This window comes from Actinomadura kijaniata, from assembly GCF_014138665.1.
GTDB classification, from domain to species: Bacteria; Actinomycetota; Actinomycetes; order Streptosporangiales; family Streptosporangiaceae; genus Spirillospora; species Spirillospora kijaniata.
In genome coordinates, this window is sequence record NZ_JACJIA010000006.1 from 465,920 (window position 1) to 487,567 (window position 21,648).

Annotated in this window: 19 protein-coding genes; 8 read left to right on the forward strand and 11 right to left on the reverse strand. The window is 74.8% G+C overall.

Annotated elements, in window-relative coordinates; all coding sequences use genetic code 11:
- Positions 1 to 57 precede the first annotated feature (57 nt).
- From HNR61_RS24970 to HNR61_RS24980, 3 genes are all read left to right on the forward strand, one after another.
- Positions 58 to 2,037: an ABC transporter ATP-binding protein gene (locus tag HNR61_RS24970; RefSeq protein WP_182845578.1), complete on the forward strand. Its 1,980-nt coding sequence runs from the start codon at positions 58 to 60 to the stop codon at positions 2,035 to 2,037.
- Between the two features lie 215 nt (positions 2,038 to 2,252).
- Entirely contained in the window at positions 2,253 to 3,065 is an 813-nt protein-coding gene (locus HNR61_RS24975; protein WP_182845579.1) for an aminotransferase class IV family protein, read from the forward strand.
- A gap of 393 nt (positions 3,066 to 3,458) precedes the next feature.
- Complete coding sequence (locus HNR61_RS24980) at positions 3,459 to 4,106, forward strand: HD domain-containing protein (RefSeq protein WP_220509736.1); 648 nt, start codon at positions 3,459 to 3,461, stop codon at positions 4,104 to 4,106.
- Between the two features lie 20 nt (positions 4,107 to 4,126).
- Here HNR61_RS24980 and HNR61_RS24985 read toward each other — a convergent pair whose 3' ends face one another.
- Complete coding sequence (locus HNR61_RS24985; RefSeq protein ID WP_182845580.1) at positions 4,127 to 5,356, reverse strand: MFS transporter; 1,230 nt, start codon at positions 5,354 to 5,356, stop codon at positions 4,127 to 4,129.
- Positions 5,357 to 5,500: 144 nt separating this feature from the next.
- Between HNR61_RS24985 and HNR61_RS24990 the strand changes: the two genes are divergently transcribed.
- A complete protein-coding gene (locus tag HNR61_RS24990) occupies positions 5,501 to 6,949 on the forward strand; it encodes an AlkA N-terminal domain-containing protein (RefSeq protein ID WP_312898084.1) in 1,449 nt (482 codons plus the stop codon).
- An 85-nt stretch (positions 6,950 to 7,034) separates the two neighbouring features.
- Positions 7,035 to 7,502 carry a hypothetical protein gene (locus HNR61_RS24995; RefSeq protein ID WP_182845582.1) on the forward strand — a complete coding sequence of 156 codons (468 nt, stop codon included), beginning with the start codon at positions 7,035 to 7,037 and terminating at the stop codon, positions 7,500 to 7,502.
- A 75-nt stretch (positions 7,503 to 7,577) separates the two neighbouring features.
- On the opposite strand, the gene HNR61_RS25000 is transcribed toward HNR61_RS24995, so the two are convergent.
- The 3 genes from HNR61_RS25000 to HNR61_RS25010 all read right to left on the reverse strand — a co-directional run bounded on the left by HNR61_RS25000 (position 7,578) and on the right by HNR61_RS25010 (position 10,825).
- Positions 7,578 to 8,909 carry a DUF2252 domain-containing protein gene (locus tag HNR61_RS25000; RefSeq protein WP_182845583.1) on the reverse strand — a complete coding sequence of 444 codons (1,332 nt, stop codon included), beginning with the start codon at positions 8,907 to 8,909 and terminating at the stop codon, positions 7,578 to 7,580.
- Between the two features lie 191 nt (positions 8,910 to 9,100).
- Positions 9,101 to 9,919, reverse strand: a complete 819-nt coding sequence (locus HNR61_RS25005) for an NmrA family NAD(P)-binding protein (protein ID WP_182845584.1) — start codon at positions 9,917 to 9,919, stop codon at positions 9,101 to 9,103.
- Between the two features lie 48 nt (positions 9,920 to 9,967).
- Positions 9,968 to 10,825: an LLM class F420-dependent oxidoreductase gene (locus HNR61_RS25010; RefSeq protein WP_182845585.1), complete on the reverse strand. Its 858-nt coding sequence runs from the start codon at positions 10,823 to 10,825 to the stop codon at positions 9,968 to 9,970.
- A 65-nt stretch (positions 10,826 to 10,890) separates the two neighbouring features.
- Between HNR61_RS25010 and HNR61_RS25015 the strand changes: the two genes are divergently transcribed.
- Entirely contained in the window at positions 10,891 to 11,370 is a 480-nt protein-coding gene (locus HNR61_RS25015) for a MarR family winged helix-turn-helix transcriptional regulator (protein ID WP_182845586.1), read from the forward strand.
- A gap of 49 nt (positions 11,371 to 11,419) precedes the next feature.
- On the opposite strand, the gene HNR61_RS25020 is transcribed toward HNR61_RS25015, so the two are convergent.
- The 5 genes from HNR61_RS25020 to HNR61_RS25040 are packed head-to-tail and all read right to left on the reverse strand — an operon-like array spanning position 11,420 to position 14,579.
- Complete coding sequence (locus HNR61_RS25020) at positions 11,420 to 12,103, reverse strand: cation efflux transmembrane domain-containing protein (protein ID WP_182845587.1); 684 nt, start codon at positions 12,101 to 12,103, stop codon at positions 11,420 to 11,422.
- Positions 12,100 to 12,441 carry an ArsR/SmtB family transcription factor gene (locus HNR61_RS25025; RefSeq protein ID WP_220509737.1) on the reverse strand — a complete coding sequence of 114 codons (342 nt, stop codon included), beginning with the start codon at positions 12,439 to 12,441 and terminating at the stop codon, positions 12,100 to 12,102. The genes HNR61_RS25020 and HNR61_RS25025 overlap by 4 nt, the downstream gene beginning before the upstream one ends.
- A 54-nt stretch (positions 12,442 to 12,495) precedes the next feature.
- Positions 12,496 to 13,725 (reverse strand): RNA polymerase sigma factor, encoded by a 1,230-nt coding sequence (locus HNR61_RS25030; RefSeq protein WP_182845589.1) that lies wholly within the window; start codon positions 13,723 to 13,725, stop codon positions 12,496 to 12,498.
- 13 nt (positions 13,726 to 13,738) lie between these two features.
- Positions 13,739 to 14,068 carry a YciI family protein gene (locus HNR61_RS25035; RefSeq protein WP_312898088.1) on the reverse strand — a complete coding sequence of 110 codons (330 nt, stop codon included), beginning with the start codon at positions 14,066 to 14,068 and terminating at the stop codon, positions 13,739 to 13,741.
- Between the two features lie 46 nt (positions 14,069 to 14,114).
- A complete protein-coding gene (locus HNR61_RS25040) occupies positions 14,115 to 14,579 on the reverse strand; it encodes a VOC family protein (RefSeq protein ID WP_182845591.1) in 465 nt (154 codons plus the stop codon).
- A gap of 144 nt (positions 14,580 to 14,723) precedes the next feature.
- Here HNR61_RS25040 and HNR61_RS25045 point away from each other — a divergent pair, with 144 nt between their 5' ends.
- Complete coding sequence (locus tag HNR61_RS25045; RefSeq protein ID WP_182845592.1) at positions 14,724 to 17,417, forward strand: hypothetical protein; 2,694 nt, start codon at positions 14,724 to 14,726, stop codon at positions 17,415 to 17,417.
- A 19-nt stretch (positions 17,418 to 17,436) separates the two neighbouring features.
- On the opposite strand, the gene HNR61_RS25050 is transcribed toward HNR61_RS25045, so the two are convergent.
- Positions 17,437 to 20,223 (reverse strand): AfsR/SARP family transcriptional regulator, encoded by a 2,787-nt coding sequence (locus HNR61_RS25050; RefSeq protein ID WP_182845593.1) that lies wholly within the window; start codon positions 20,221 to 20,223, stop codon positions 17,437 to 17,439.
- Between the two features lie 105 nt (positions 20,224 to 20,328).
- Here HNR61_RS25050 and HNR61_RS48180 point away from each other — a divergent pair, with 105 nt between their 5' ends.
- A complete protein-coding gene (locus HNR61_RS48180; RefSeq protein WP_182845594.1) occupies positions 20,329 to 20,643 on the forward strand; it encodes a hypothetical protein in 315 nt (104 codons plus the stop codon).
- A 320-nt stretch (positions 20,644 to 20,963) separates the two neighbouring features.
- Here HNR61_RS48180 and HNR61_RS25060 read toward each other — a convergent pair whose 3' ends face one another.
- On the reverse strand, positions 20,964 to 21,584 hold the full coding sequence (locus HNR61_RS25060) for a TetR/AcrR family transcriptional regulator (protein ID WP_312898085.1): 621 nt from the start codon (positions 21,582 to 21,584) through the stop codon (positions 20,964 to 20,966).
- Positions 21,585 to 21,648 lie beyond the last annotated feature (64 nt).

Sequence of the window (21,648 nt, forward strand, 5' to 3'; positions counted from 1 at the left end):
CGGCCAGTGCGTCCAACGCCCTTCTCCTCCGGGGCGACCGGCGACAGGGTCGGATCCATGGGACTTTGGGAACGGCTGCGCCGCGCGCGGCGGCGCCGGCGCACCGAGGACGCTCCGCCGATCGGACCGAAGCTCGCCGAGGTGAGGTGGTACGCCAAGGCGGTGGAGCTGTCGGAGACCGGCACGCTCACCATGGCGCGGCGGCTGCCCGCGCTGATCGCGCAGGTGATGCGGCTGGCCTGGCACGCCAACCGGCGCGACCTGATCGCCACCATCGTGCTCAACGTCGCCGCCGGGGTGTTCACCGCGTTCGGGCTGCTGGCCACCACCGGCGTGCTGACCGCGCTGTTCTCGGCGGGCCCCACGCCCGACCGGGTCCGCGCCGCCGCGCCCGCGCTGCTGCTGGTGGGCGGCGCGGTCGCGGCCCGGGCGATGCTGGCGGCCGCCGCGCAGTGGGCGCAGGCGCGGCTGCGCCCCCAGGTGGAACGCGGGGTGGAGCTGCGGCTGTACGAGCGCACCACCCGCGTCGACCTGGACGCGCTCGACGACTCGGCGTTCCTGGACGACCTGCACCGGGCGCGGCTGCGCGGCGTCGACTCGGCGGCGTCCATGGTCGACCACGCCGTCGACCTGTTCACCGCCGCCATCGGCGTCGCCGCCGCCGCCGGCGCCCTCGGCGTGCTGCATCCGGTGCTGCTGCCGCTGCTGCTGGTCACCGCGCTGCCGGAGGGCTGGGCGGCGGTGCGGGCCGCGCGGCTGGGCTACCTGACCCAGCTGGAGCTGGTGGAGGTGCGCCGCCGCGGCTGGATCATGGAGGAGCTGATGACCGAGCGCCGCCACGCCGCCGAGGTCCGTTCCTTCACCGTCCGCGACTTCCTGCTGGAGCGCTACGCGCTGCTGGCCGACCACATCCGCGCCGTGCTGCTGCGGCTGGCCCGCCGCCAGACCCTCACCCAGGTCTACGGCGACGTCCTGAAGGGCGTGGCGACCGCGCTGATGTACACGGCGCTGGGGGTGCTGCTGTGGCGGGGCGTGATGCCGCTGGCCGTCGCCGGGACCGCGGTGCTGGCCATCAAGACCGGCCAGTCCTCCCTCATCAACCTCGTCTACGCCCTCAACCGCTGCTACGAGGACGGGCTGTACTTCGGCGACTACCTGTCGTTCTGCGCGGAGGCCGACCGCCGCATCCGCCGCGGCCGCGACCGGGCGTTCACGCCCGCCGACGGGCTGACCGGCTTCCAGGAGATCACCGCCACCGACGTCACCTTCACCTACCCCGGCAACGAGGCCCCGTCGCTGCGCGAGGTGTCGGTGCGGCTGCGGCGCGGCGAGATCGTCGCGCTGGTCGGCGAGAACGGCTCGGGCAAGACCACCCTGGCCAAGGTCCTGGCCGGGCTGTACGCCCCCCAGCACGGCCGGGTCCGCTGGGACGAGGTCGCCGTCGCCGACCTGGACCCCGAGCGGCTGCGCCGCCACATCGCGGTCATCGCCCAGGACCACACCCACTGGCCGATGACCGCCGCCGACAACATCGCCATGGGCGACCCGCTGGCCGACCCCCGCGTGGCGGCGGCGGTGCGCGCGGCGGCCGCCGACTCCGGCGCCGACGAGGTGGTCGACGGGCTGCCGCACGGGTTCGACACGCTGCTGGACAAGCGGTTCGCCGAGGGGCAGGAACTGTCGGGCGGCCAGTGGCAGCGGCTGGCCGCCGCGCGCGGCTTCTACCGCCGCGCCCCGCTGCTGATCTGCGACGAGCCCACCGCCGCCCTGGACGCCCGCGCCGAGCACCAGCTGTTCGAGCGGCTGCGCGAGCACGCCGACGGCCGCACCGTCCTGCTGATCACCCACCGGCTCGCCTCCGTCCGCCACGCCGACCGGATCTACGTCCTGGACGGCGGCCGGGTCGTCGCGCACGGCGACCACGCCGCCCTGATGGCGGAGGACGGCCTGTACGCCGAGCTGTACACGCTGCAGGCCTCCGCCTACACCGACCCGGACCGGCGGGCCCTCGGCAACGGGCGGGTGTCCGGCGGATGACCCGCCGCGCCGGGCCCGGCGGGTCCGGCGCGGCTCGCCCATGCCGCCGGACTTCGTCCACTCCTCGACCGGGTGAGGCGTTCCCGGCGTCGCGGCGGTGTTCCTGACACCGGTGGTCATAGGAACAACCGGGATCTGGGTGTCCTCCGCGCGGCGCGGCAGGCTCGGTCATGGATCCGTCCGGTGCGGACGGGGGGACTGACCGGGAGATGTCGATGAGTGTTGCCGTCGAGCAGGAGTACGTCGTCCAGCGCAACGGACGGCCCGCGACCGTCGCGGACCTGACGCCGCTGGCGTTCGCGGGGTTCGCCCACTTCACCGCCATGCAGGTGCGCGGAGGGCTCGTCCGGGGGCTGGACCTGCACCTGGCGCGGTTGCGGGCGGCGTCGCTGGAGCTGTTCGGGCGGGCGCTCCCCGACGAGCGGGTGCGGTCGCGTCTTCGGGCCGCGCTCGCCGCCGGCCCGCGGGACGTGTCGCTGGTGGCGACGGTCTACTCGCCCGCGGGCGAGTTCACGGCGGCCGACGCGGAGCCGGAGGTGCTGGTGCGGACGGGTCCGCCCTCCTCCGGCCCCTCCGGCCCGCTGGCGCTGGCGGTCGTCGAGCACGAACGCGACCTGCCCGCCGTCAAGCACGTGGGCGAGGTGGCCAAGACCCACCGGCTGCGCCAGGCCGTCGCGCGGGGGTTCGACGACGCGGCGTTCGTGGACCGGCGGGGCCGGTTCAGCGAGGCGACGATCTGGAATCTGGCGTTCTGGGACGGCGAGGCGGTCGTGTGGCCGCGGGCGGAGATGCTGGCCGGGACCACGATGGGCATCGTCCGCCGCCGGCTGGAGGGGCTGGGCGTGCCCCAGCGCGTCGCCGAGGTCCGCGTGGACGACCTGCCGGGGCTGGCGGGCGCGGTGGTGATGAACTCCTGGACGCCGGGGGTGGCGGTGCGCCGGATCGGCGAGGTGGCGCTGCCGGAGGCGCCGTCGTTCCTTGAGGCGCTGCACCGGGCGTACGCGGCCGAGCCGCTGACGGCGTTCTGAGTGACCGGTCGCGGCCACGTTCCCAGGTCGCGACCGGCCGTGGCGGCATGCCCGGGTCGCACGCGCGGGAGGCGTTCGGGAGGGGCCGAGAACGTCCCGACCTGGGATGTCTCTCCGCTGGCACCGGGCCGACGGCGGCCCGGACGCTCCCTGGGGCAGCCGGGGGCGGGGACGGCCGGTCCTGGAGGACGGCCCGGCCATCGGCGACTGGCGCCACCACCGCGTCCGACCCCGGCGGGGATGGCGCGATCCGAGGGGTGCCGGGCGTTGCGGCCGCGTTCCGGCTGCACCAGGCTCGGAACCGTGCCGCGAGCCTGGTGCGGGCGTGGTGCGCGCCTTCGTGGTCACCGCGCGCCGCCCGGTCCTCCCCTGTTCGAGAAAGGTCGGCCCATCATGCCCGGATTCGAGATGCGCTTCCCGGCGACCGAGGTCGCGTTCGGTGCCCGGGAGTTCGTCGAGCGGATCGAGGAACCCTTCCTGGCCAACCACAGCCTCCGCAGCTACCTGTTCGGCAGCGCCATGGCCGCTCGGGAGGGTCTGGAGCCCGGTGACGACTACGACGACGAGCTGCTGTTCCTCGCCTGCCTCCTGCACGACGTCGGCCTGACCGACGACGGTGACGGCGACCAGCGTTTCGAGGTCGACGGCGCCGACCTGGCCGTGCGGTTCCTGCGCGAGCGGGGCGTCGGCGAGGAACGGACGCGGGTGGTGTGGGACGCGATCGCGTTGCACACCTCACCGGGGATCGCCGGCCGCAGGGAACCGGAGGTGGCGCTCGCGCAACGGGGCATCGCCGTCGACATGTCCGGCCAGGGGGCCGACCTCCTGCCCCCGGGGTTCGCCGACGAGGTGCACGCGCGGCTCCCCCGCCTCGAACTGGAGGAACGCTTCGCCGACGCCGTCGTCGCGCAGGTCCTTGCGAACCCGGCCAAGGGCGTGCCCATGTCGCTTCCCGGTGAGCTGGTGCGCCAGCGCGTCCCCTCGGTGCCCATGCCGACGTGGAACGACATGGTCGCGACCTCGCCGTGGCGCGACGCGTAGATGGTCCGCCGCCGGGTGGCTCAGCCCGGGGGGCGGCTGCTTCCCGGCGCGAGCAGCATGAGGACCGGGACCGTGGCGACCAGGAACATGCTCGCCGCGGCCAGGGCGAGGTCCCCTTCCCGCAGGATCGGTGTGGCGAGGGCCGCCCCCAGCGGCGGGGTCGCCTGCATCAGCGTGCGAAGGGCGCGGAAGGCGCGTCCGCGCAGCGGCCCGGGGATCCGCTCCATGCGCAGTGACTGCGCCCAGACCGTCATCGGCGCGCTGAACAGGCCGATGGCCAGGAACCCGGCCGCGACGCCCCACGGGTGCGGGGTCAGGAGCACCGCCAGGAAGCCGCCACCGGCGGCGAGCTGCGCGAAGGCGAGCGCCCTCAGGGGGTTGAGGCGGGGCCGCCAGAGGCCGGCGACGGCCCCGCCGGCCAGCTCGCCGGCGGCGAGGGCCGCCAGCAGCAGGCCCAGGGCCGACGAGCCGCCGGGCAGGTGGGTCTTGGCGAGCCAGGGGGCCACCACCAGCAGCATCCCCTCGGCGACGTTGAAGGCCATGAACGCGAGCGTGGTGACGACCAGGAAACGGTCCCGGAGGAGCACCGACAGCCGCGCCGCCGGAGTCGTGGCGGCGTCGGCGCGGGGGCCGGGCGTCAGGGGGCGCCGCACCGCGAGGGCCGCGACGGCGAAGACCAGGTAGGACGCGGCGTCGATGGCCAGGACGTTGGGGGCCCCGACGCCCGCGATCAGCAGGCCGCCGAGCGACGGGCCGACGACCCCGGCCGTTCCGAAGCCCAGGGCCTCCAGGGCGTTGGCGGCGTCCAGGTCGGCGCGGCGGACGAGATCGGGGATCGCGGCGGGGAACCCGGCCAGCGGGACCATCTTCAGCAGCCCGTGGACCGCGGCCACCGCGAACGGCAGCCAGGCGGGAGCCTCCCCCGAGGCGGCGGCCAGCGGGATCGACGCCACGGCCCCGCCGCGCAGCACGCAGTCCGCGGCCAGCACGTGCCTCTTGTCGAACCGGTCCAGCAGCGGCCCGACCAGCAGGCCGCCGGCGAAGACCGGCAGGGTGAAGCAGACCGTCAGGAGCCCGAGGCGCGCGGTCCCGCCGGGCTGGGACAGCACCAGCCACGCCAGCGCCACGAAGGTCATGCCGTCTCCGGCGAGCGACACCGTGGAACCCGCCCACAGCAGGCGGAAGTCCCGGTCCGCCAGCACGCGCCGGTAGGCGGCCGGCGTCCCCAGAGCGTGATCTTGAGTGGACATGCCGGTCATCCTGTCGGCGCGGCGGGCCGCCGGGCTGGCGGTGATCGGACGGCGACCCCGGCGGCGGGCGTCCCGCTCCCCGGCGCGACGTCGATGTCCGATCACCGCCGGAGCGGTCCCGGTCGCGACCGGCAGACTGGCCTGGTGATCACCGAAGAGGATCTTCGCCGCGCGGTCGGGAGCCGGGACCCGCGGTTCGACGGGTGGCTCTTCGTGGCCGTCACCACGACCGGCGTGTACTGCCGTCCCAGCTGCCCGGCCGCGATGCCCAGGCCCGAGAACGTCCGCGTCTTCCCCTCCGCGGCCGCCGCCCAGGTCAACGGGTTCCGGGCGTGCAAGCGATGCCGGCCGGACGCGTCCCCGGGCTCACCGGAGTGGAACTTCCGGGCGGACCTGGTCGGCCGGGCGATGCGGTTGATCGCCGACGGGGTCGTCGACCGCGAGGGCGTGGCGGGGCTGGCCGCCCGTCTCGGCTACAGCCGGCGGCAGATCCACCGCCAGCTCGTCGCCGAGGTCGGCGCCGGGCCGCAGGCCCTCGCCCGCGCGCAGCGGGCCCAGACCGCCCGGCTGCTGCTGGAGACGACCGCCCTGCCGGTCAGCGACGTGGCGTTCGCCGCCGGGTTCGCCAGCATCCGGCAGTTCAACGAGACGGTCCGGCGCGTGTTCGCGACCACCCCGACCGCGCTGCGGAACGCCCGCGCGCGCTCCGGGGCGGCCCCGGCGCCGGGCGTGGTCCCGCTCCGGCTGGCCTACCGCCCGCCGCTGGACGTGCCCGCGCTGCTCGGGTCCCTGGGCGCGCGTCCCCTGCCCGGCGTCGAGGAGTACGCCGGCGGGGTCTTCCGGCGCTCGCTGTCCCTCCCCCACGGGCCGGGGACCGTCGCGCTGTGGCCCGTTCCGGGCGCCGACCATGTCGGGTGCGAGCTCCGCCTGGCCGATCTGCGTGACCTCACCACGGCCGTCCAGCGCTGCCGCAGGCTGCTCGACCTGGACGCCGACCAGCAGTCCATCACCGCCTCCCTGGAGGCCGACCCGCTGCTGCGGCCGCTGGTCGCCGCCTGCCCGGGCCGCCGCGTGCCGGGCCATCCCGACGCCGCCGAGCTGGCCGCCCGCCTGCTGCTGGACGGGGACGCCGCTCTCGCCACGCTGATCCGGCGTCACGCCGAACCGCTGCCCGTGCCGGTCGGCGCCGTCACCCACGTCTTCCCCGGCGCGGCGGCCCTGGCCGCCCTGGACCACGCCGGTCCCGACGCGCCGCCCGGCCGCGGCGGGGCGCTGCGGGCGCTGGCCGCGGCCCTCGCCGGTGGCGACCTCCGGCTCGACCCGGGGGCCGACCGCCGCCGCGCGCGACGGCGGCTGCTCGACCTTCCCGGGCTCGATCCGCTGGTCGTCGACCACATCCGCATGCGCGTGCTCGGCGATCCCGACGTGTTCCCGGCCCGCTGCCCCAAGGTCCGGCACGCGCTGCGCAGACTGTCGGACGGCGCCGTCCCCGCCGACATCCCGGCCCTCTCCGACCGTTGGCGTCCCTGGCGTTCCTATGCCACCCAGCATCTGTGGGCGGGACCTCCCGCTCCCGTCATTCCAGGCGTGTAGGGGCGCAGGCGCCGGGTAGCACCTTGCGGAGATATCACTCCTCGTAGTCATATGACTACAAGACGAGCTGCTCGGGGGAAACCTGATGTTCACCAAACGCATGGCGAGCCGCGCTCTCACGGCCCTCGCCACCGTGCTCGTGGGCGGCCTGATCGCGCCGCCCGCCGAGGCGGCCACGGTCGCCGAACCCAGGAACCACAAGGTCAAGGTGTGCCACCGGACCGCGTCGGATCGCCACCCCTACGTCCTGATCGAGGTGGACCGTGACTCCACCAAGTACAAGGGCCACCTGGCGCACCGGAACGACCCCGGACGCTGGAAGAAGGGACGCCGCGACTACATCGACGGCCTGGACGGCAGGATCGACTCGCTGCGCGACTGCCTGAAGAAGCACAAGCCGGACAAGAAGCCGCCGGGCAAGAAGCCTCCCGGCAAGAAGCCCTCGGGCAAGAAGCCGCCGAACAAGCCCGGGCACGACCAGAAGCCGCCCAAGCCGCCCAAGTCGCCCGGCCGCTGCCGGGTCGCCGCTCCGCCGACGGGCGCCTGCAACTGAACGACGCGCCACCCGCTGCGGGGCACGGGCGGCTCGCACCCGTCGCGTCCCGCAGCGGACCCGGCCTGGGCGGGGTTACAGGCCGGGGATACGGCCGTTGCGGAAGGCGTCCACGAAGAGACGGTGATCGTCGCGGACGATCGCGGCGTACTCGGTGCCGAACGCCACCATCGCCTCCACGAACGCCTCCTCGTCGTCGCCGATCGCGGCGGTGATGGCGTCCTCCACCTGGAAGCCCACCAGGGTGTGGTCGGAGTCGCTGTCCGACACGCAGTGGATCTTGGCGGTGGCGCGGCCCAGGTCGTCCAGCAGCGACACCATCTCGTCCGGCTCGGTCAGCGCCGACCAGTCGAGGTCCTCCTCGTAGGGGGACAGCTCCTGCACCACGTAGCCGACGCCGTCGATCTCGGTGTAGCCCAGCCACGGGTCGGTGTTGGCCTGCAGCGCCCGCCGCGACACCGCCGTGCGGTGCCCGTGGTGCTTGAAGTACTCGCCGATGCGCGGGTCGTCGACCACGCGGCTGGGCGCGGCGACGTTGCCCTGCTTCATCGACAGGATGACGTCGTTCTCCAGCGCCTGGCTGTGCCCCTCGACCAGGATGTTGTAGGCCGACAGGCCCGCCGAGCCGATGCCGAACCCCGACGCCCCGACGATGTCCTTCACCCGGTAGGTGAGGCCCTTGAACCGCTTCTCCTCGGGGATGGTGGACAGGTAGTCCAGGTACGCCTTCTCGACCCTGGCGCGCTCGTCGTCGTCCAGCCGCCGCACGCCCGCGCGGCTGCGGAAGCGCCGCTCGTGCTGCTCGACGATCGTCTTGCCGTCCAGCAGCCCGATCCGGGTGGACGCCAGCGCCTGCACCAGCACGTCGCGCACGTATCCTTCGGCGGTGTCCAGGGTGAGGGCGAACGCGTAGTCGCCGGCGTGCTCGGCGAACTGCCGCACCTGGTCGACGTAGGCGCGCACGTAGGTCTCGATGAGGCGGCGGATGTCGTCGTCGGAGATCGCCTTGCTCCACGCCAGCAGCGCCACGCTGGCGACCAGGCGCTTGACGTCCCAGGTGAAGTGCCCGACGTACGCCTCGTCGAAGTCGTTGACGTCGAAGACGAAGACGCCGTCGTCGTTCATGTAGGTGCCGAAGTTCTGGGCGTGCAGGTCGCCCTGGATCCACACCCGCGAGGTGCGCTCGTCGGCCCACGGGTCGTCGTCGTGCACCACGTCGGCGTAGAACAGGCACGCGCTGCCCCGGTAGAACGCGAACGGGTCGGAGGCCATCTTGCGGAACCGGCGGCGGAACTCGGCGGGGCTGCGCTCCATCAGGTCGGAGAACGCCTCGACCAGCACGTCCACGATCTGCTTCTGGCGTTCCTCGGGGGCCCGTCGCCGCAGTCCCTCGGTGATGCTCGCCATGGCGTCTCTCCTCGTCGTCGTCCGGTGCGCCCCGCCCGGCGACCACCGCGCGAGGCATACCCGGTCATTGTGCCGAATCACGTGGCGGCGACGTGGCCGACAGGCGGCCGGGCTCCGGAACCGGCCGTGAACGGGCGGGGGCCGGGGCGGCGGCGCCGCGGGTCGTCCGACGGCCGGTTCACGGGACGTGCTCAGCGGAAGGCGCCGGCGTTCTCCCGCGCCCACCGCGCGAAGGTCCGGGCCGGGCGCCCGAGGACGCGCTCGACGGTGTCGGTCACCGTGTACGCCTCCTCCGGCGGGTCGGCGTACCAGCCGACGACGTGGTCGATGGCCTCCTGGGAGGCCCCGGCCCGGCGCATCCGCTCGCGCGCCTGCTCCTCGGTCAGCTCGACGAACCGGATCCCACGGCCGAGGGCCTCGCCCAGGACGGCCAGCTTCCGCGGCATGTCCAGGACCTCGGGACCGGTCATCACGTACTCCTTGCCCGCGTGGCCGTCCTCGGTGAGCGTCCTCGCGGCCACGGCGCCGATGTCGGCCTCGTGGATCATGGCGCTGCGGGTGGCGCCGAACGGCTCGCGCACCACGCCCTCGGTCCGGACCGACTCGCTCCAGAGCAGGGCGTTGGACATGAACTCCTGCGGCTGGAGGGTGGTCCACGGCAGCCCCTCGGCCGCCACGGCCTCCTCGACCGGACCCGGCTCGCCGCTCCACAGCATCGTCACGTGCCGGACGCCCGCCCTGGCGGCCATCCGCGCGATCTGCGCACCGGTGCGCAACGGAGCGCCGTCCCGGGCGTCGAAGGTGATCAGGTGCACGGCGGTCACGCCCTCCAGCGCGGACGCCAGGCTGTCGGGCACCGCGAGATCCCCGGCCGCCACCTCCACCTCCCGGGGGAGGTCGGCGCGCGCGGGGTCACGGGTCAGCGCCCGCACCCGGTGGCCCCCGCCGAGCAGCTCCCTGACCACTTGACGGCCGACGTTCCCCGTGGCCCCGGTAACCAGAATGGTCATGATGTTCCTTCCGTCGTCAGGCAACACCACGACGCTAGGACCTCAAGATCACTTGAGGTCAAGGCGTGCCGCTCCGAGCCGGGCGGGCGCGTTCGCCTCGACGAAGGCCGCCAGTTCCTCCAGCGGCGCGTTCCTCGGCGGGACGATCACGAGCCGGTCCACCCCCGCCTCGCCGTAGGCGCGCACGGCGCCGGCGTCGATCCTGCGGCGCGGGGTGACCTGGACGTGGAGCGGCCCGCGGCCCTCCTCGGCCTCCGCGGCCCGCAGCGCGGCGACGTGGTGCGCGGCCTCGTCCGGTGCGAGCAGCCATCCGTACCAGCCGTCGCCATGGCGGGCCGCGCGGCGCAGGGCCCGTCGGCTGTGCCCGCCGACGACGACCGGGAGGGGCGTCTGCACCGGACGCGGACGCGTGTCGACGCCCGCGAAGTCCACGTGCCGCCCGTGGAAGGCGGGCTCGTCGTCGTGCCAGAGCGAGCGCATCGCCCGCAGGTACTCGTCGGCGCGCGCCCCGCGTCCGGCCGCGGGGACGCCGAGGGCCCTCAGTTCGGGTTCCAGGTACCCCACCGCCATGCCGAAGACGAGCCGCCCGCCGCTGAGCACGTCCACGCTCGCCAGTTGCTTGGCCAGCACCAGGGGGTTGCGCTGGGGCAGCACGACGCAGCCGGTGCCGAGGCGGAGCCGTTCGGTGTGCGCGGCGAGGTGGGCGAGCGCGACCAGCGGATCGAGGATCGGCTCGTCGGGGTCCATGGGCGAGACCGCGTCGCGCGGGCTCGGCAGGACGACGTGGTCGGCGGTCCACAGCGAGTCGTAGCCGAGTTCCTCGGCGAGGGCGGCGATCCGGGCGGCGGCGCCGGGGTCGGCGCAGGTGTTCATGTTGAGGCCGAACAGGCCGAGCGTAGGAGGCATACACAGATAATCGAATATTTCTACGGTTGAGGCAATGGATGATTGACGAGATATATCCTTGCGGCATGGCCGAACCGACCTGCGACCTGCCCGCCGGACTGGCCTCGGTGCTGGGCTTCCAGCTCTCCAAGTGCGGGTGGTGGCTGGAGCAGCGCCTGGAGGAGGCGCTGGAGCCGCTGGGGATCCGCGTCCGGCACTTCCTGGTGCTGGCGATGCTGGACTCCTCCGACACCCTGTCGCAGCAGGAGATGTCCGCCTACCTGCTGCTGGACCCGACCCTGATGGTCGGCCTGGTGGACGACCTGGAGGCGCGCGGGCTGTGCGAGCGCACCCGTGACCCCGCCGACCGGCGGCGGTACGCCGTGCGCATCACCCCGGCGGGACGCGGGCTGCACCGTCGGGCCCGGGCTCTCGCGGACGAGGTGGGCGGGGAGGTGTTCGACCCCCTCGAACCCGGCGAGCTGCGGGTCGTCGCCGAGGCGATCGGACGCGTCATGCGGCCGTTCTGGGCGGAGCAGGCGGTCCGCCCGCGCCGCAAAGGCTGAGCGCGGGGGCCAGCGGGGAGCAGCGGGGGCCAGCGGGGAGCAGGGGACGTCAGGCGCAGCAGGCGCAGCCGCTGCCCTTCGTCGCGGCGGCGGGGGCCGGGACGGCGCAGCAGGCGTCGCCGCGCCACGCGTCGCGGCCCTCCCTGACCGCCACCGCCGCGATCACCAGCGCGGCGACCGGGTCGGCCCAGGCCCAGCCGAACAGGCCGTTGACCGCCAGCCCCGCCAGCAGGACCGCCGACAGGTAGGTGCACAGCAGGGTCTGCCGGGAGTCGGCGACCGCGCTGGCCGATCCCAGCTCACGGCCGGCCCGGCGCTGCGCGGCCGACAGGAACGGCATGACGGCCAGGCTCAGGGCGGCCAGCACCAGCCCCGGCGTGGAGGGGGCGGCCCCGCCGTCGCCCAGCAGCGCCCGCGCCGAGTCGACGGTCACGTAGGCGGCCAGCGCGAAGAACGAGACCGCGATGATCCGCAGCGCCCGCCGTTCGCGGCGTTCGACCGGTTCGGGGTCGCGGGCGGAGAACTGCCAGGCGACCGCGGCCGCGGAGGCGACCTCGATCACCGAGTCCAGCCCGAAGGCGATCAGCGCCCCGGAGGAGGCCAGGGTCCCGGCGGTGACCGCGACGACCGCCTCGATCGCGTTGTAGGTGATGGTGGCGGCCACCAGCAGCCGCACCCGCCGCGCCAGCGCCGCCCGGCGCCGGGGCGAGGGAGCCGGCGGGAGCGCGGTCATGCCCGCGTCCCCGCGCCGGTGCCGTAGGTCGGGCACAGCGCCACCGCCCGGTCGGTGGCCGCCAGCAGGCGCTCGGCCGAGCGCAGCAGGTCCAGCAGTTCGGGGACGGCGATGGAGTAGAACGACTGGCGGCCTTCGGCGCGGTAGTCCACCAGCTTGCATCCGCGCAGGCAGGCCAGGTGCTTGGACACCGTGGACTGCGCCAGGCCGAGTTCGTGGGTCAGGTCCACCACCCGGGCCTCGCCGCGCGCCAGCCGCTGCACGATCGACAGCCGCACCGGGTCGGCCAGGGAGTGGAACAGCGCCGCCGCGGGCGCCAGCTCGTCCAGCGTACTCATTCCACAATCGGAATCAATCGCCATATTGGCATGATATGCCGGTTGCGTGATCCGTCAATCCCAGGTCAGACGTTGGCGGAGCAGGGCCTGCTGGGCGGGGTTGGTCGCCAGTTCCAGGGCGCGCCGGTCGGCGGCGCGGGCGGCCCGGGGCCGGTCCAGGGCGCGCAGGAGTTCGGCGCGCGTGGCGTGCAGCAGGGGGTAGCGCTCCAGGGCCCGCCGGTCGGCGGGGGTGAGGGCGTCCAGCGCGGCCAGCGCGGCGGCCGGCCCGCCGTGGGGCGGCGGGGTGTGGCCGAGGGCGATGGCGCGGTTCAGGCGGTGGACCGGGGAGGGCGCCAGGGCCAGCAGCATGTCGTACAGGACGGTGATCTGGAACCAGTCGGTGGCCTCCCAGGCGGGGGCCTCGGCGTGGACCGCGACGATGGCGGCCTGGAGCTGGTAGGGCCCGGGGCGCCGCAGCGCGGCGGCGCGTTCCAGCAGGGCGACCGCCTCGGCGATGGCGGCGCGGTCCCAGCGGCCGCGGTCCTGGTCGCGCAGCAGGACCAGCTCGCCGCCGGGGGTGAAGCGGGCGTCGGCGCGGGCCTGGTGCAGGCGGATCAGCGCCAGCAGGCCGAGGACCTCGGCCCGGCGGGGCATCAGCCAGGCCAGCTGGGCGGCCAGCCATTCGGCGTCGTCGGCCAGGTCGCGGGCCTGGGAACGGTCGCCGCCGCTGGTCAGGTAGCCCTCGTTGAACAGCAGGTACACCACCGCCAGGACCTGGTCCAGGCGATCCGGCAGCTCGGCGTCGGAGGGGACGCGGTAGGGGATGCCCGCCTCGGCGATCTTGCGTTTGGCGCGGGTGAGGCGCTGGGCCACGGTGGCCTCGGGGACCAGGAACGCGGCGGCGATCTGGGCGGTGGTCAGCCCGCACACCGCGCGCAGGGTGAGCGCGATCTGCGCGGCCCGCGGCAGGGCCGGGTGGCAGCAGACGAAGACCAGTCTCAGGCGGTCGTCGGGGTCGCTGCGTGGCGGCCAGTCCAGCTGGGCGAGCTTGTCGCGGTAGACCGTCCGGCGGCGCAGGACGTCCAGGCCCCGGCGGCGGGCGACGGTCAGCAGCCAGGCGTCGGGACGGTCGGGGACGCCGTCGACCGGCCAGCGGCGCAGGGCGGTCTCGACGGCGTCGGCGACCACGTCCTCGGCGGCGGCGAAGTCGCCGAGGACGTGCACCAGGGAGGCGGTGAGCCGCCCCGCGTGCTCGCGTAGCACGCGGGTCAGCTCACCGTGCGCCCGCTCCCGCCCGTGGTCCATCGGCCGCGGGGCCTCAGACGAGCGGGCGGATCTCGACGACCGGGCAGCCGGGCCACGCGGCGGCGATGGCCAGCGCCTGGTCCAGGTCGGCCACGTCGAGCTCGGCGAAGCCGGACACCACCTCCTTGCCCTCCACGAACGGCCCGTCGGTCACCACCGCCTGGTCGCCGGTGAGACGGACGGTGGTGGCGGTGTGGGGAGGCTGCAGGCGGCTGTGGTGGGTGATGTGGGCGGCGTGCTCGGCGAACCACTCGCCGACCCGCGCGAACTCCTCCTGGCGTTCGCTCTCGCTCATCGCGGCCAGGTGCCGGGCGAACTCTTCGGTCTCGGCGAACATCAGCACGTATTTCAACGTGTCTCCTCCTCGGTGCGGAAGCGGGACCGGTCGGCTACCGGGCGTCGTGCTGGTCGGCGGGCAGGGGGCAGTACAGGTCGACGCCGTTGCCGTCGGGGTCGGCCACGGTGGCGTACCGCATGCCCCAGAAGGCGTTCCACGGCGGCTGGACCCCGCGGTGCCCGGCGCCGGTGAGGTCGGCGTAGGCGGCGTCGACCGCCTCGGGGGCGGGCAGCTGGAAGGCCAGGAACGTGCGCGGGTCGCCGGTCGGGCGGTCCCAGCCCGCCTCCTGGTGGACCGAGGCCCGGAACTTCTCGGTGTCCAGCATCAGGTGCAGCCCGCCGGGCAGGTCGCAGCCGGCGTGGTCGGGATAGGTGGGATCGACGCGGAAGTCCAGGCCCAGGCGGGCGTAGAAGGCGATCGCGGCCCGCAGGTCCGACACGACGATGTCGATCGTGTTCAGCACCGGGGTGGACGCCCGCTCGGAGACCGCGGGTTCGGGGTTCGGGGACGAGCTCATCGTCTGCTCCTGGAGAGATCGTGGGGTGAGCCGGATTCACCCTCTAGACGAACGGCCCACCGCCCGGTTCGACATCGTCGCGGAAGAATCGCGGGACGGTGGCGCTTCGCCGCCCGCTTCCCGGAGCCGACATAATCGATCATCGTGACCCCCGAACTGGCAGCCCTGGTCGCCGGAGCCTCCACCGACCATCCTCGCAAGCTCAAGTCCGGCCTGCGGAAGCTGGCGTCCCCGCTTCCGCCCGCGGAACGGATCGCCTTCTACGAACAGGCCTGCCGCGCGCTCGCCGAGGTTTCGGTCGAGGTCGCGACGTGGGCGTTCACCCAGGCGTGGAAGACCGGGAAGGAGGAGGGGGCCTCCGACGTCGAGCGCCTGCACGGGGTGCTGCTCGAACTCGTCCCGGCGGGGGTGGTCGCCCCGACCGTGCTGCGCGACCACGCCGGCGCCCTGAGCGCGCGCTTCCCGCCCGACGAGGCGCACGCCCGCTTCCGCGCGGTGGTCTGCGCGGGTTTCGCCGCCGGCCTGATCCCCTACGCCCGCATCTTCCCCGACCTGCGGAGGCTGGCCGCCGCGGCGGGGCTCGCGAAGGACGACGAGGACGCGTTCCTCGCCACCCGCCTGCTGCGCGACGGTCTGCTGCCCGGCGCCCCGCCGACGATCTGGGCGGCCGCCGCGCCCGCGCTGGCCGCCGTCGCGACCCGGGACGGCGGGCTGCTGGACCTGCTGGTCGCGGCCGAGCCCGACCCGCCCGCGGACGAGACCCGGCACCGGTGGCTGGAGATCCTCGCCGACGCGGGAGCCGGGGCCCGCCTCCCGCCGGAGTGGTTCGCCACCACCGGCCGCCGCTGCCCGGCCGCCACGCTGCTCCGTCTCGCCGACCAGGGCGAGGGGCACCTGTTCCCGCGTGCCGGCGAGCCGCCGTCCGGCACCGACCCGGCGGCGGTCCCGCCCACGCCCGCCCCCTGGTACGAGGCGCCCGACGCCGAGCTGCGCGCGACCCTGCGGGCGGATCTGGAGTCCGGCGGCCTGTCCCGCCTCGACCGGGGCCTGTCCTGGCTGGCCGAGAAGGGTTCGGCGTTCCTGCGGCGCGATCCGGGGTTCCTGAGCGGGCTGAGCATCGGCGACCCCGTGGACACGCTGCTGGCGGAACTGCGCACCGGCATCCCGGAGGAGATCGGCATCCGGGCGGTGCCGCCGTCGCACGACGCCGGACGGAGGCGCGGCACCCGGTCCATACTGCAGCACCGCGCGTACGTGACCGTCCGGAACGACGGCGAGGCCGTGGCGTCGGACGGGCGGGGCGGCGCCTGGAAGCTCCCCCTCGGTTCCTGCCCGGCCGACCTGATGCCCTGGTACGACGGCACATCCTGGTACGTGTCACGCCAGCGTCCCGGCGGCCGCTGGCAGACGTTCCTGGTGGAGGGGCCGACGGGCGACGTGCTGACGCTGGAGCCCGGTTCCCGCGCGGCCCGCCCCGAGGCGCCCGGCACCGGCGAGGTCACCTTCCCCGGCGCCACCGAGCGGAACACCGTGCGGCTCCGCGACGGCGTGATCACCGTGACCGCGCCGGACGGCGCCGAGATCCTCACCACGGCCTTCACCCCGCGGCAGGCGGAGGTCCCCCCGCCCGCCGCGTGGGACGCGCGGGACGCCGTGGACCCGGCCGGTTCGGCCTGGCTGCGGTCGCTGGACCGGGAGGCCGTCCGGCGCCTGATGGCGCCCGTACTGCCCAGGTCCTCCGGCGTGCGGCACATCCGGAGCGGAGGGTTCGTCGCGGAGCTGCTGCCCGAGATCACCGCGCCCGCCCTCGCCCACGCGGTGGCCGAGCGCCTGGAACGCGCGGCGCGGTGCCTGTTCATCGAACACTCGCTGCTGACCGGGCAGGAGCCGCCACCCCGCCCGCCTCTGTCCCCGCTCCTGGAGACCGTCCCCGACCTGCCGACCCGCCACCTGCGGCCGGTGGTGTCGCTCCGGCTGGTCTGCGAACATCTCGTCGCGGCCGCGGCGGACGGCCCGGAGCCGCCGGAACCGGTGCTCCTGCGCACGTTCGACCGGTTCGACGCGACCGACACGATCGGCGAGGGGGTCGAGGACGTGATCGGCCTCGCGCTGTCGTGGCTGTGGCCGTGGACCCCTCACCGCGAATGGGCCCTGGACGATCTGCGGGCCCGGGCGAACACCCCGCTGGGCGATGGCAGCGGACGCTGGCGGGTGCTCTGGTTCGACCGGTCGTTCGGCGGGCCCGACCACTCCCACCTCCAGCTGTGGCGGACCCCCGGCGGCGCGCTGATGACGGTGAGCGGCCGGAGCCTGTGGCGGGACCTGTTCGTGGCCGTCGAGTTCTCACCGGACGGCCGCTTCCGCCCGGCCCGGCTCCCGGACCGCGCGCCCCCTGTCGCCGTCGTTCCCCAGAGCCGGTTCAGCCCGGAGTTCCTGCGCCGCCTGGAGCGGCTGCGGGCCGAGAACGGCCCCCCGCCCGCCGACGCCGGGATCGCGCGGGAACTGGCCGGACGGGCCGGCATCACCACCGCCAACGCGGTGGGGATCCTGTACGGCGACGAGCACGGCTCCGTCCGGCCGGCGCTGCGGCTTCGACCGGACGAGCCGGGCCTGCCCGCCGACGTCGTCGAGCTGCTCGACGCCACGCGGCACGAGAGGGAGACGTCGGGCACGCTGGAGTGGAGGCACCTCAGTGTCAGCGGCCGCCGCTCGGGCCACCTCGGGCGGTTCCGCGAGCGCCTGATGCCCGACGACCCCGCCGACCTGTGGACCTCCGGCCCCGACATCGCCCGCGCCGCCGACTGGTGGCGGGCCCAGCGGGAGCAGCACGGCGAGTGAGCCCGCGGATCCGCCGCGCTCAGGTCCCCAACGCCAGCTCCAGCGGGTCCGACGCGGTGGCTCCCCGCCGGTGGGCGGCGGAGTAGGCGGCCTCGCCCAGCACCTGGCGCAGGTGCCGCACGGTGTCGTCGTGGGCTTTCAGGAACGGCCCGTAGAGGGTGACGCCCAGCGACCGCCGCAGCCGGTGGGCGGCGCCGAGCAGGAGCGCGGCGCGTTCGGTCTCGCCGGTCAGGCAGAGGTTCCAGGCGAGGAGCTCCACGCCCCAGGTGGGCGACCAGGTGTCGTCCAGCTCGCGCTGCCCGGCTATCGCCTCCTGGATCAGCCGGGTGGCGAGGTCGCGGTCGCCGTGGCGCATCTGGGCCAGCCCCATCCCCCACCGCGCCCACGAGCGCGTCCAGCGCCCGCCGTGGTGGTCGGCCTCGGCGAGGTACTCCCGGGCGGCGTGCAGGGCGCGGTCCCGGTCGCCGAGGAACGCCGCGGCCATGGTCCACAGCAGGGTGGCCCAGTGCTGCTCCCCCATCTGGCCCGCGCGGCGGAAGTGGCCGCGCGCGTCGGCCAGCAGTGCGATCGAGCGGGGGTCGCCCAGGGCCAGCAGGGTGTGCGCGCCCTCGGCCACCGCCCTGGCGGCCGAGGACCCGGGGGACCCGTCGTCCAGGCCCCGGCAGGCCGCCAGGGCGGCGTCGGCGCCGTCCCGGTCGCCCTGGCACAGCGCCAGCCAGGTGACGAACGCCGCCGCCCTCGCCCGCGCCGGGCACGGCGGACCGGTCTGGGCGGCCAGCGCGCGCTCCAGCCAGCGGCGCCCCTCGGCCGGGGTGGCGCCGAACAGCCACAGCTGCGCGCGGCTCAGGTCCACCGCCAGCCGCAGCCCGAACGGCGCGTGGCCGGGTTCGGCGAGGGAGAACTCCATGGCCGCGCGCAGGTTCGGCAGGTCCTGGAGCAGCATCGAGAGCCACTGGTGGTCGCGCGGCCCGCACCACTGCGCCGCGGCCCGCGCGGCGACCTCCAGGAAGTGGTCGCGGTGCCGGACGCGCAGCGCGGTCTCCTGCCCGAGCCGGCGCAGCCGCTCGTGCCCGTACTGGCGGACGGTCTCCAGCATCCGGTACCGCGCCGGGTCGGTGCCGGTGTCGGCGGTCAGCAGGGACTTGCGGACCAGGCCGCTCAGCAGGTCGAGCACCCGGTGCCGACCGGCGGGGTCGGCGCAGCCGGTGGGGTCGGCGCACACCGCTTCGGCCGCCGCCAGGTCGAAGCCTCCGGCGAACACCGACAGCCGCGCCCACAGCGCCTGTTCGGGGCGGGTGCACAGCCCGTGGCTCCACTCCAGCACGCCGCGCAGGGTCCGGCGGGGGTCGCCGCCGTCCGACAGCAGCTCGAAGCGGTCGTCGAGCCGGTCGCTGATCTGCGTGACCGACAGCGTGTCCATCCGGACGGCGGCCAGCTCGATGGCCAGCGGGATCCGGTCGAGCCGGCGGCACAGCCGGTCGACGGCGTCCCGGTTGCGCGGGTCGACGCGGAAGTCCGGCGCCGAGGCCCGGCCGCGCTGCGCGAACAGCTCCACCGCCTCGGCCTCGGTCAGGGCGGGCACCGGCAGGACGTGCTCGCCGGCCAGTCCCAGGCGGTGCCGGCTGGTGGCCAGCACCACCAGGCCGCCGGCGGCCGGGAGCAGGGCGGTGACCAGCGCGGTGACCTCCGGCACCAGATGCTCGCAGTTGTCCAGGACCAGCAGCAGCCGGCGGTCGCGCAGATGGTCCGCCAGCACCCGCGTCCAGCCGCGTGCCGACTGGTCGCGGATGCCCAGCGCCTCGGCCACCGCCAGCGCCAGCAGTCCCGGTTCGGTGAGCGCGCTCAGGTCGGCCCACCACGCGCCGTCGGGGAACGCCGGCGCGGCCCGCGCCGCGGCCCGCAGCGCCAGCCGGGTCTTGCCCGCCCCGCCCGCGCCCGTCATGGTCACCAGGCGGGCCCGGCCCAGCAGGTGCGCCGCCTGCCGCAGCTGCGGCCCGCGCCCCACGAACGAGGTGGTCTCGGCCGGCAGGTTCCCCGCCACCCGCAGCCTGTCCAGGCGGCCGCCCGCCCCCAGGGCGGGGTCGGTGACCAGGATCCGCTGGTGCAGGTCCCGCAGCTCCGGGCCCGGGTCCACGCCCAGCTCCTCGGCCAGCAGCGCGGCGACCCGGTGGTAGCACTCCAGCGCCTCGCCCGGACGGCCCGACCGGTACAGCGCCAGCATCAGCTGCCCCCACAACCGCTCGCGCAGGGGGTGTTCGGCGGTCAGTTCCCGCAGTTCGGCCAGGACATCGGCGTACCGTCCCAAGGCCAGCTCGGCGTCGATGCGCGCCTCCACCGCGCACAGGCGGCGTTCGGCCCACCGCGCCTGCACCTGCTCGCGCAACGGCTCGGAGCCGAGCTCCGGCACCGGCGCGCCGCGCCACAGCCCCAGGGCCTGGCGGAGCAGGTCGGCGGCCTCGGCGGGCCGGTCGGCGGTCTCGGCGCGGCTCACCAGCGTCTCGAAGCGGTCCAGGTCCAGCGCCCCGGGATCGACCCGCATCAGGTAGCCCTGGGCGTGCGACAGCAGCGGCGACGGCTCCCCCAGCCGCCGCCGCACCCGCAGCACGTAGTTCTTCAGGGCGTTGCGCGCGCCGTGCGGCGGCCGGTCGCCCCAGACCCTGCCGATCAGGGACTCCACCGGCACCACGCGGTTGCCGTCGAGCACCAGCGCCGCCACCAGCGCGCGGTGCCGGGACGCGGTGATCTCCACCGGCACCCCGTCCGACAGCACTTCCAGCGGTCCCAGGACGTTGAAGACGAACCCCACCCGCCCACCATCCCACAACCGTGAGTGACCGAGGCGATACCGGCAGGTGACCGGTCCCGCCGACCCTGGAGGCGTCAAACGCCCGTCCGCACGGAAGGCACCACCATGAGCCCTCGCCGCCGTCCCACCAGCGTCCCCCGCGACCTGTCCGCCCGATGCGAGAGGGCCTCCCGGCGGATCGCCGGTGCCGCGATGGCGATGGCCGTCATGAGCATGGTCCTGCTGACCCCCCTGATGGCCACCACGACACCACCACCGACGAACCCCCGCCAGGCGACCACGCGATCCGATGATCACGCCGCCGTCCGGACCGGGCGTTCCGCGCCCGCCTACGGGCACCGCGTCACCGGGTTGCTGGCCCTGATGCGGATCGACGACTGGTTCGCCGGGGTGCGGCTCGCCTATCGCGGGCTGCCCTAGCCCTCGTCGTCGCGGCGCTCGCCCTGGGCCGTGTTTCCAAGCCCTGGCCCACGGCGCTCGCCCGGGGGGCTCACACCTCACCAGGGCTTGGCGAGCGCGACATCGCTTCGCGATCTGACCTGCGGGCCCTCGCCTGCGGCGTCGGGCCCGCAGGTCAGGTAACGCGCTCGCATGCCTGGCCGGGTCCACTTCGAGACAGGATCTAGGGCGCTTCTGATGGATCACCAGGATCATCCCGCAGGTCCCGCAGCAGTGTCGCGGATCGCCTCCAGCGGATCCGCTGTCACGCCGGTCACGGCAGTGCCGTCCGCCGGGACTTCTCAAGATCCATCAGAAACGCCCCAGGCCCGCTCCCCTGGGGACGGTCCGCCGCAGTTCCGGTGGAGGGCGTGGGCCAGGATGGCGTCGGCGTCGGCGTGGTCGAAGGGTTCGTCGCTGACCAGCAGGCGGTACCACAGCGGTGCGACCAGCGAGTCTTCGAGGAGTTCGGGAGCGAGGCGGGGCAACTGCCCCGCCTCCTGCGCGGCGATGACGCGCACCTGGTTGGCGGCGCGGAAGGGGACGTGGAACCGTTCCCGGATCGCGGCCTTGAGCGCGGGGTCGTGCTGGGCGGCCCCGAGGATGCCGACGATGATCGGGCGCAGGAGGGGGTCGTTGAGGGTGTCGACGAACCTGTGCAGCCAGTTCCGCAGGTCGGTGATGATGTCGCCGGTGTCGGGCAGGGGCACCACGGACTCGGCCCACGACTCCTGGAGCGTGTCGAGGAACACCGCGTTCTTGCTCGGCCACCAGCGGTACACGGTCGGCTTCCCCACCCGCGCGCGGGCGGCGATCGCCTCCATGGTGACGGTCGCGTAACCCTGCTCGGCGCACAGGTCGAGCGCCGCCCGCAGGATCGCGTCCCGGGAGCGGGCCGTACGACGGGGGGTTGCTTCGGGCACGTCCCGGAGCCTAGCACGAATGAAACGTTACGTAACGTTCTTGACGCGGGCACGGGGAGGACTC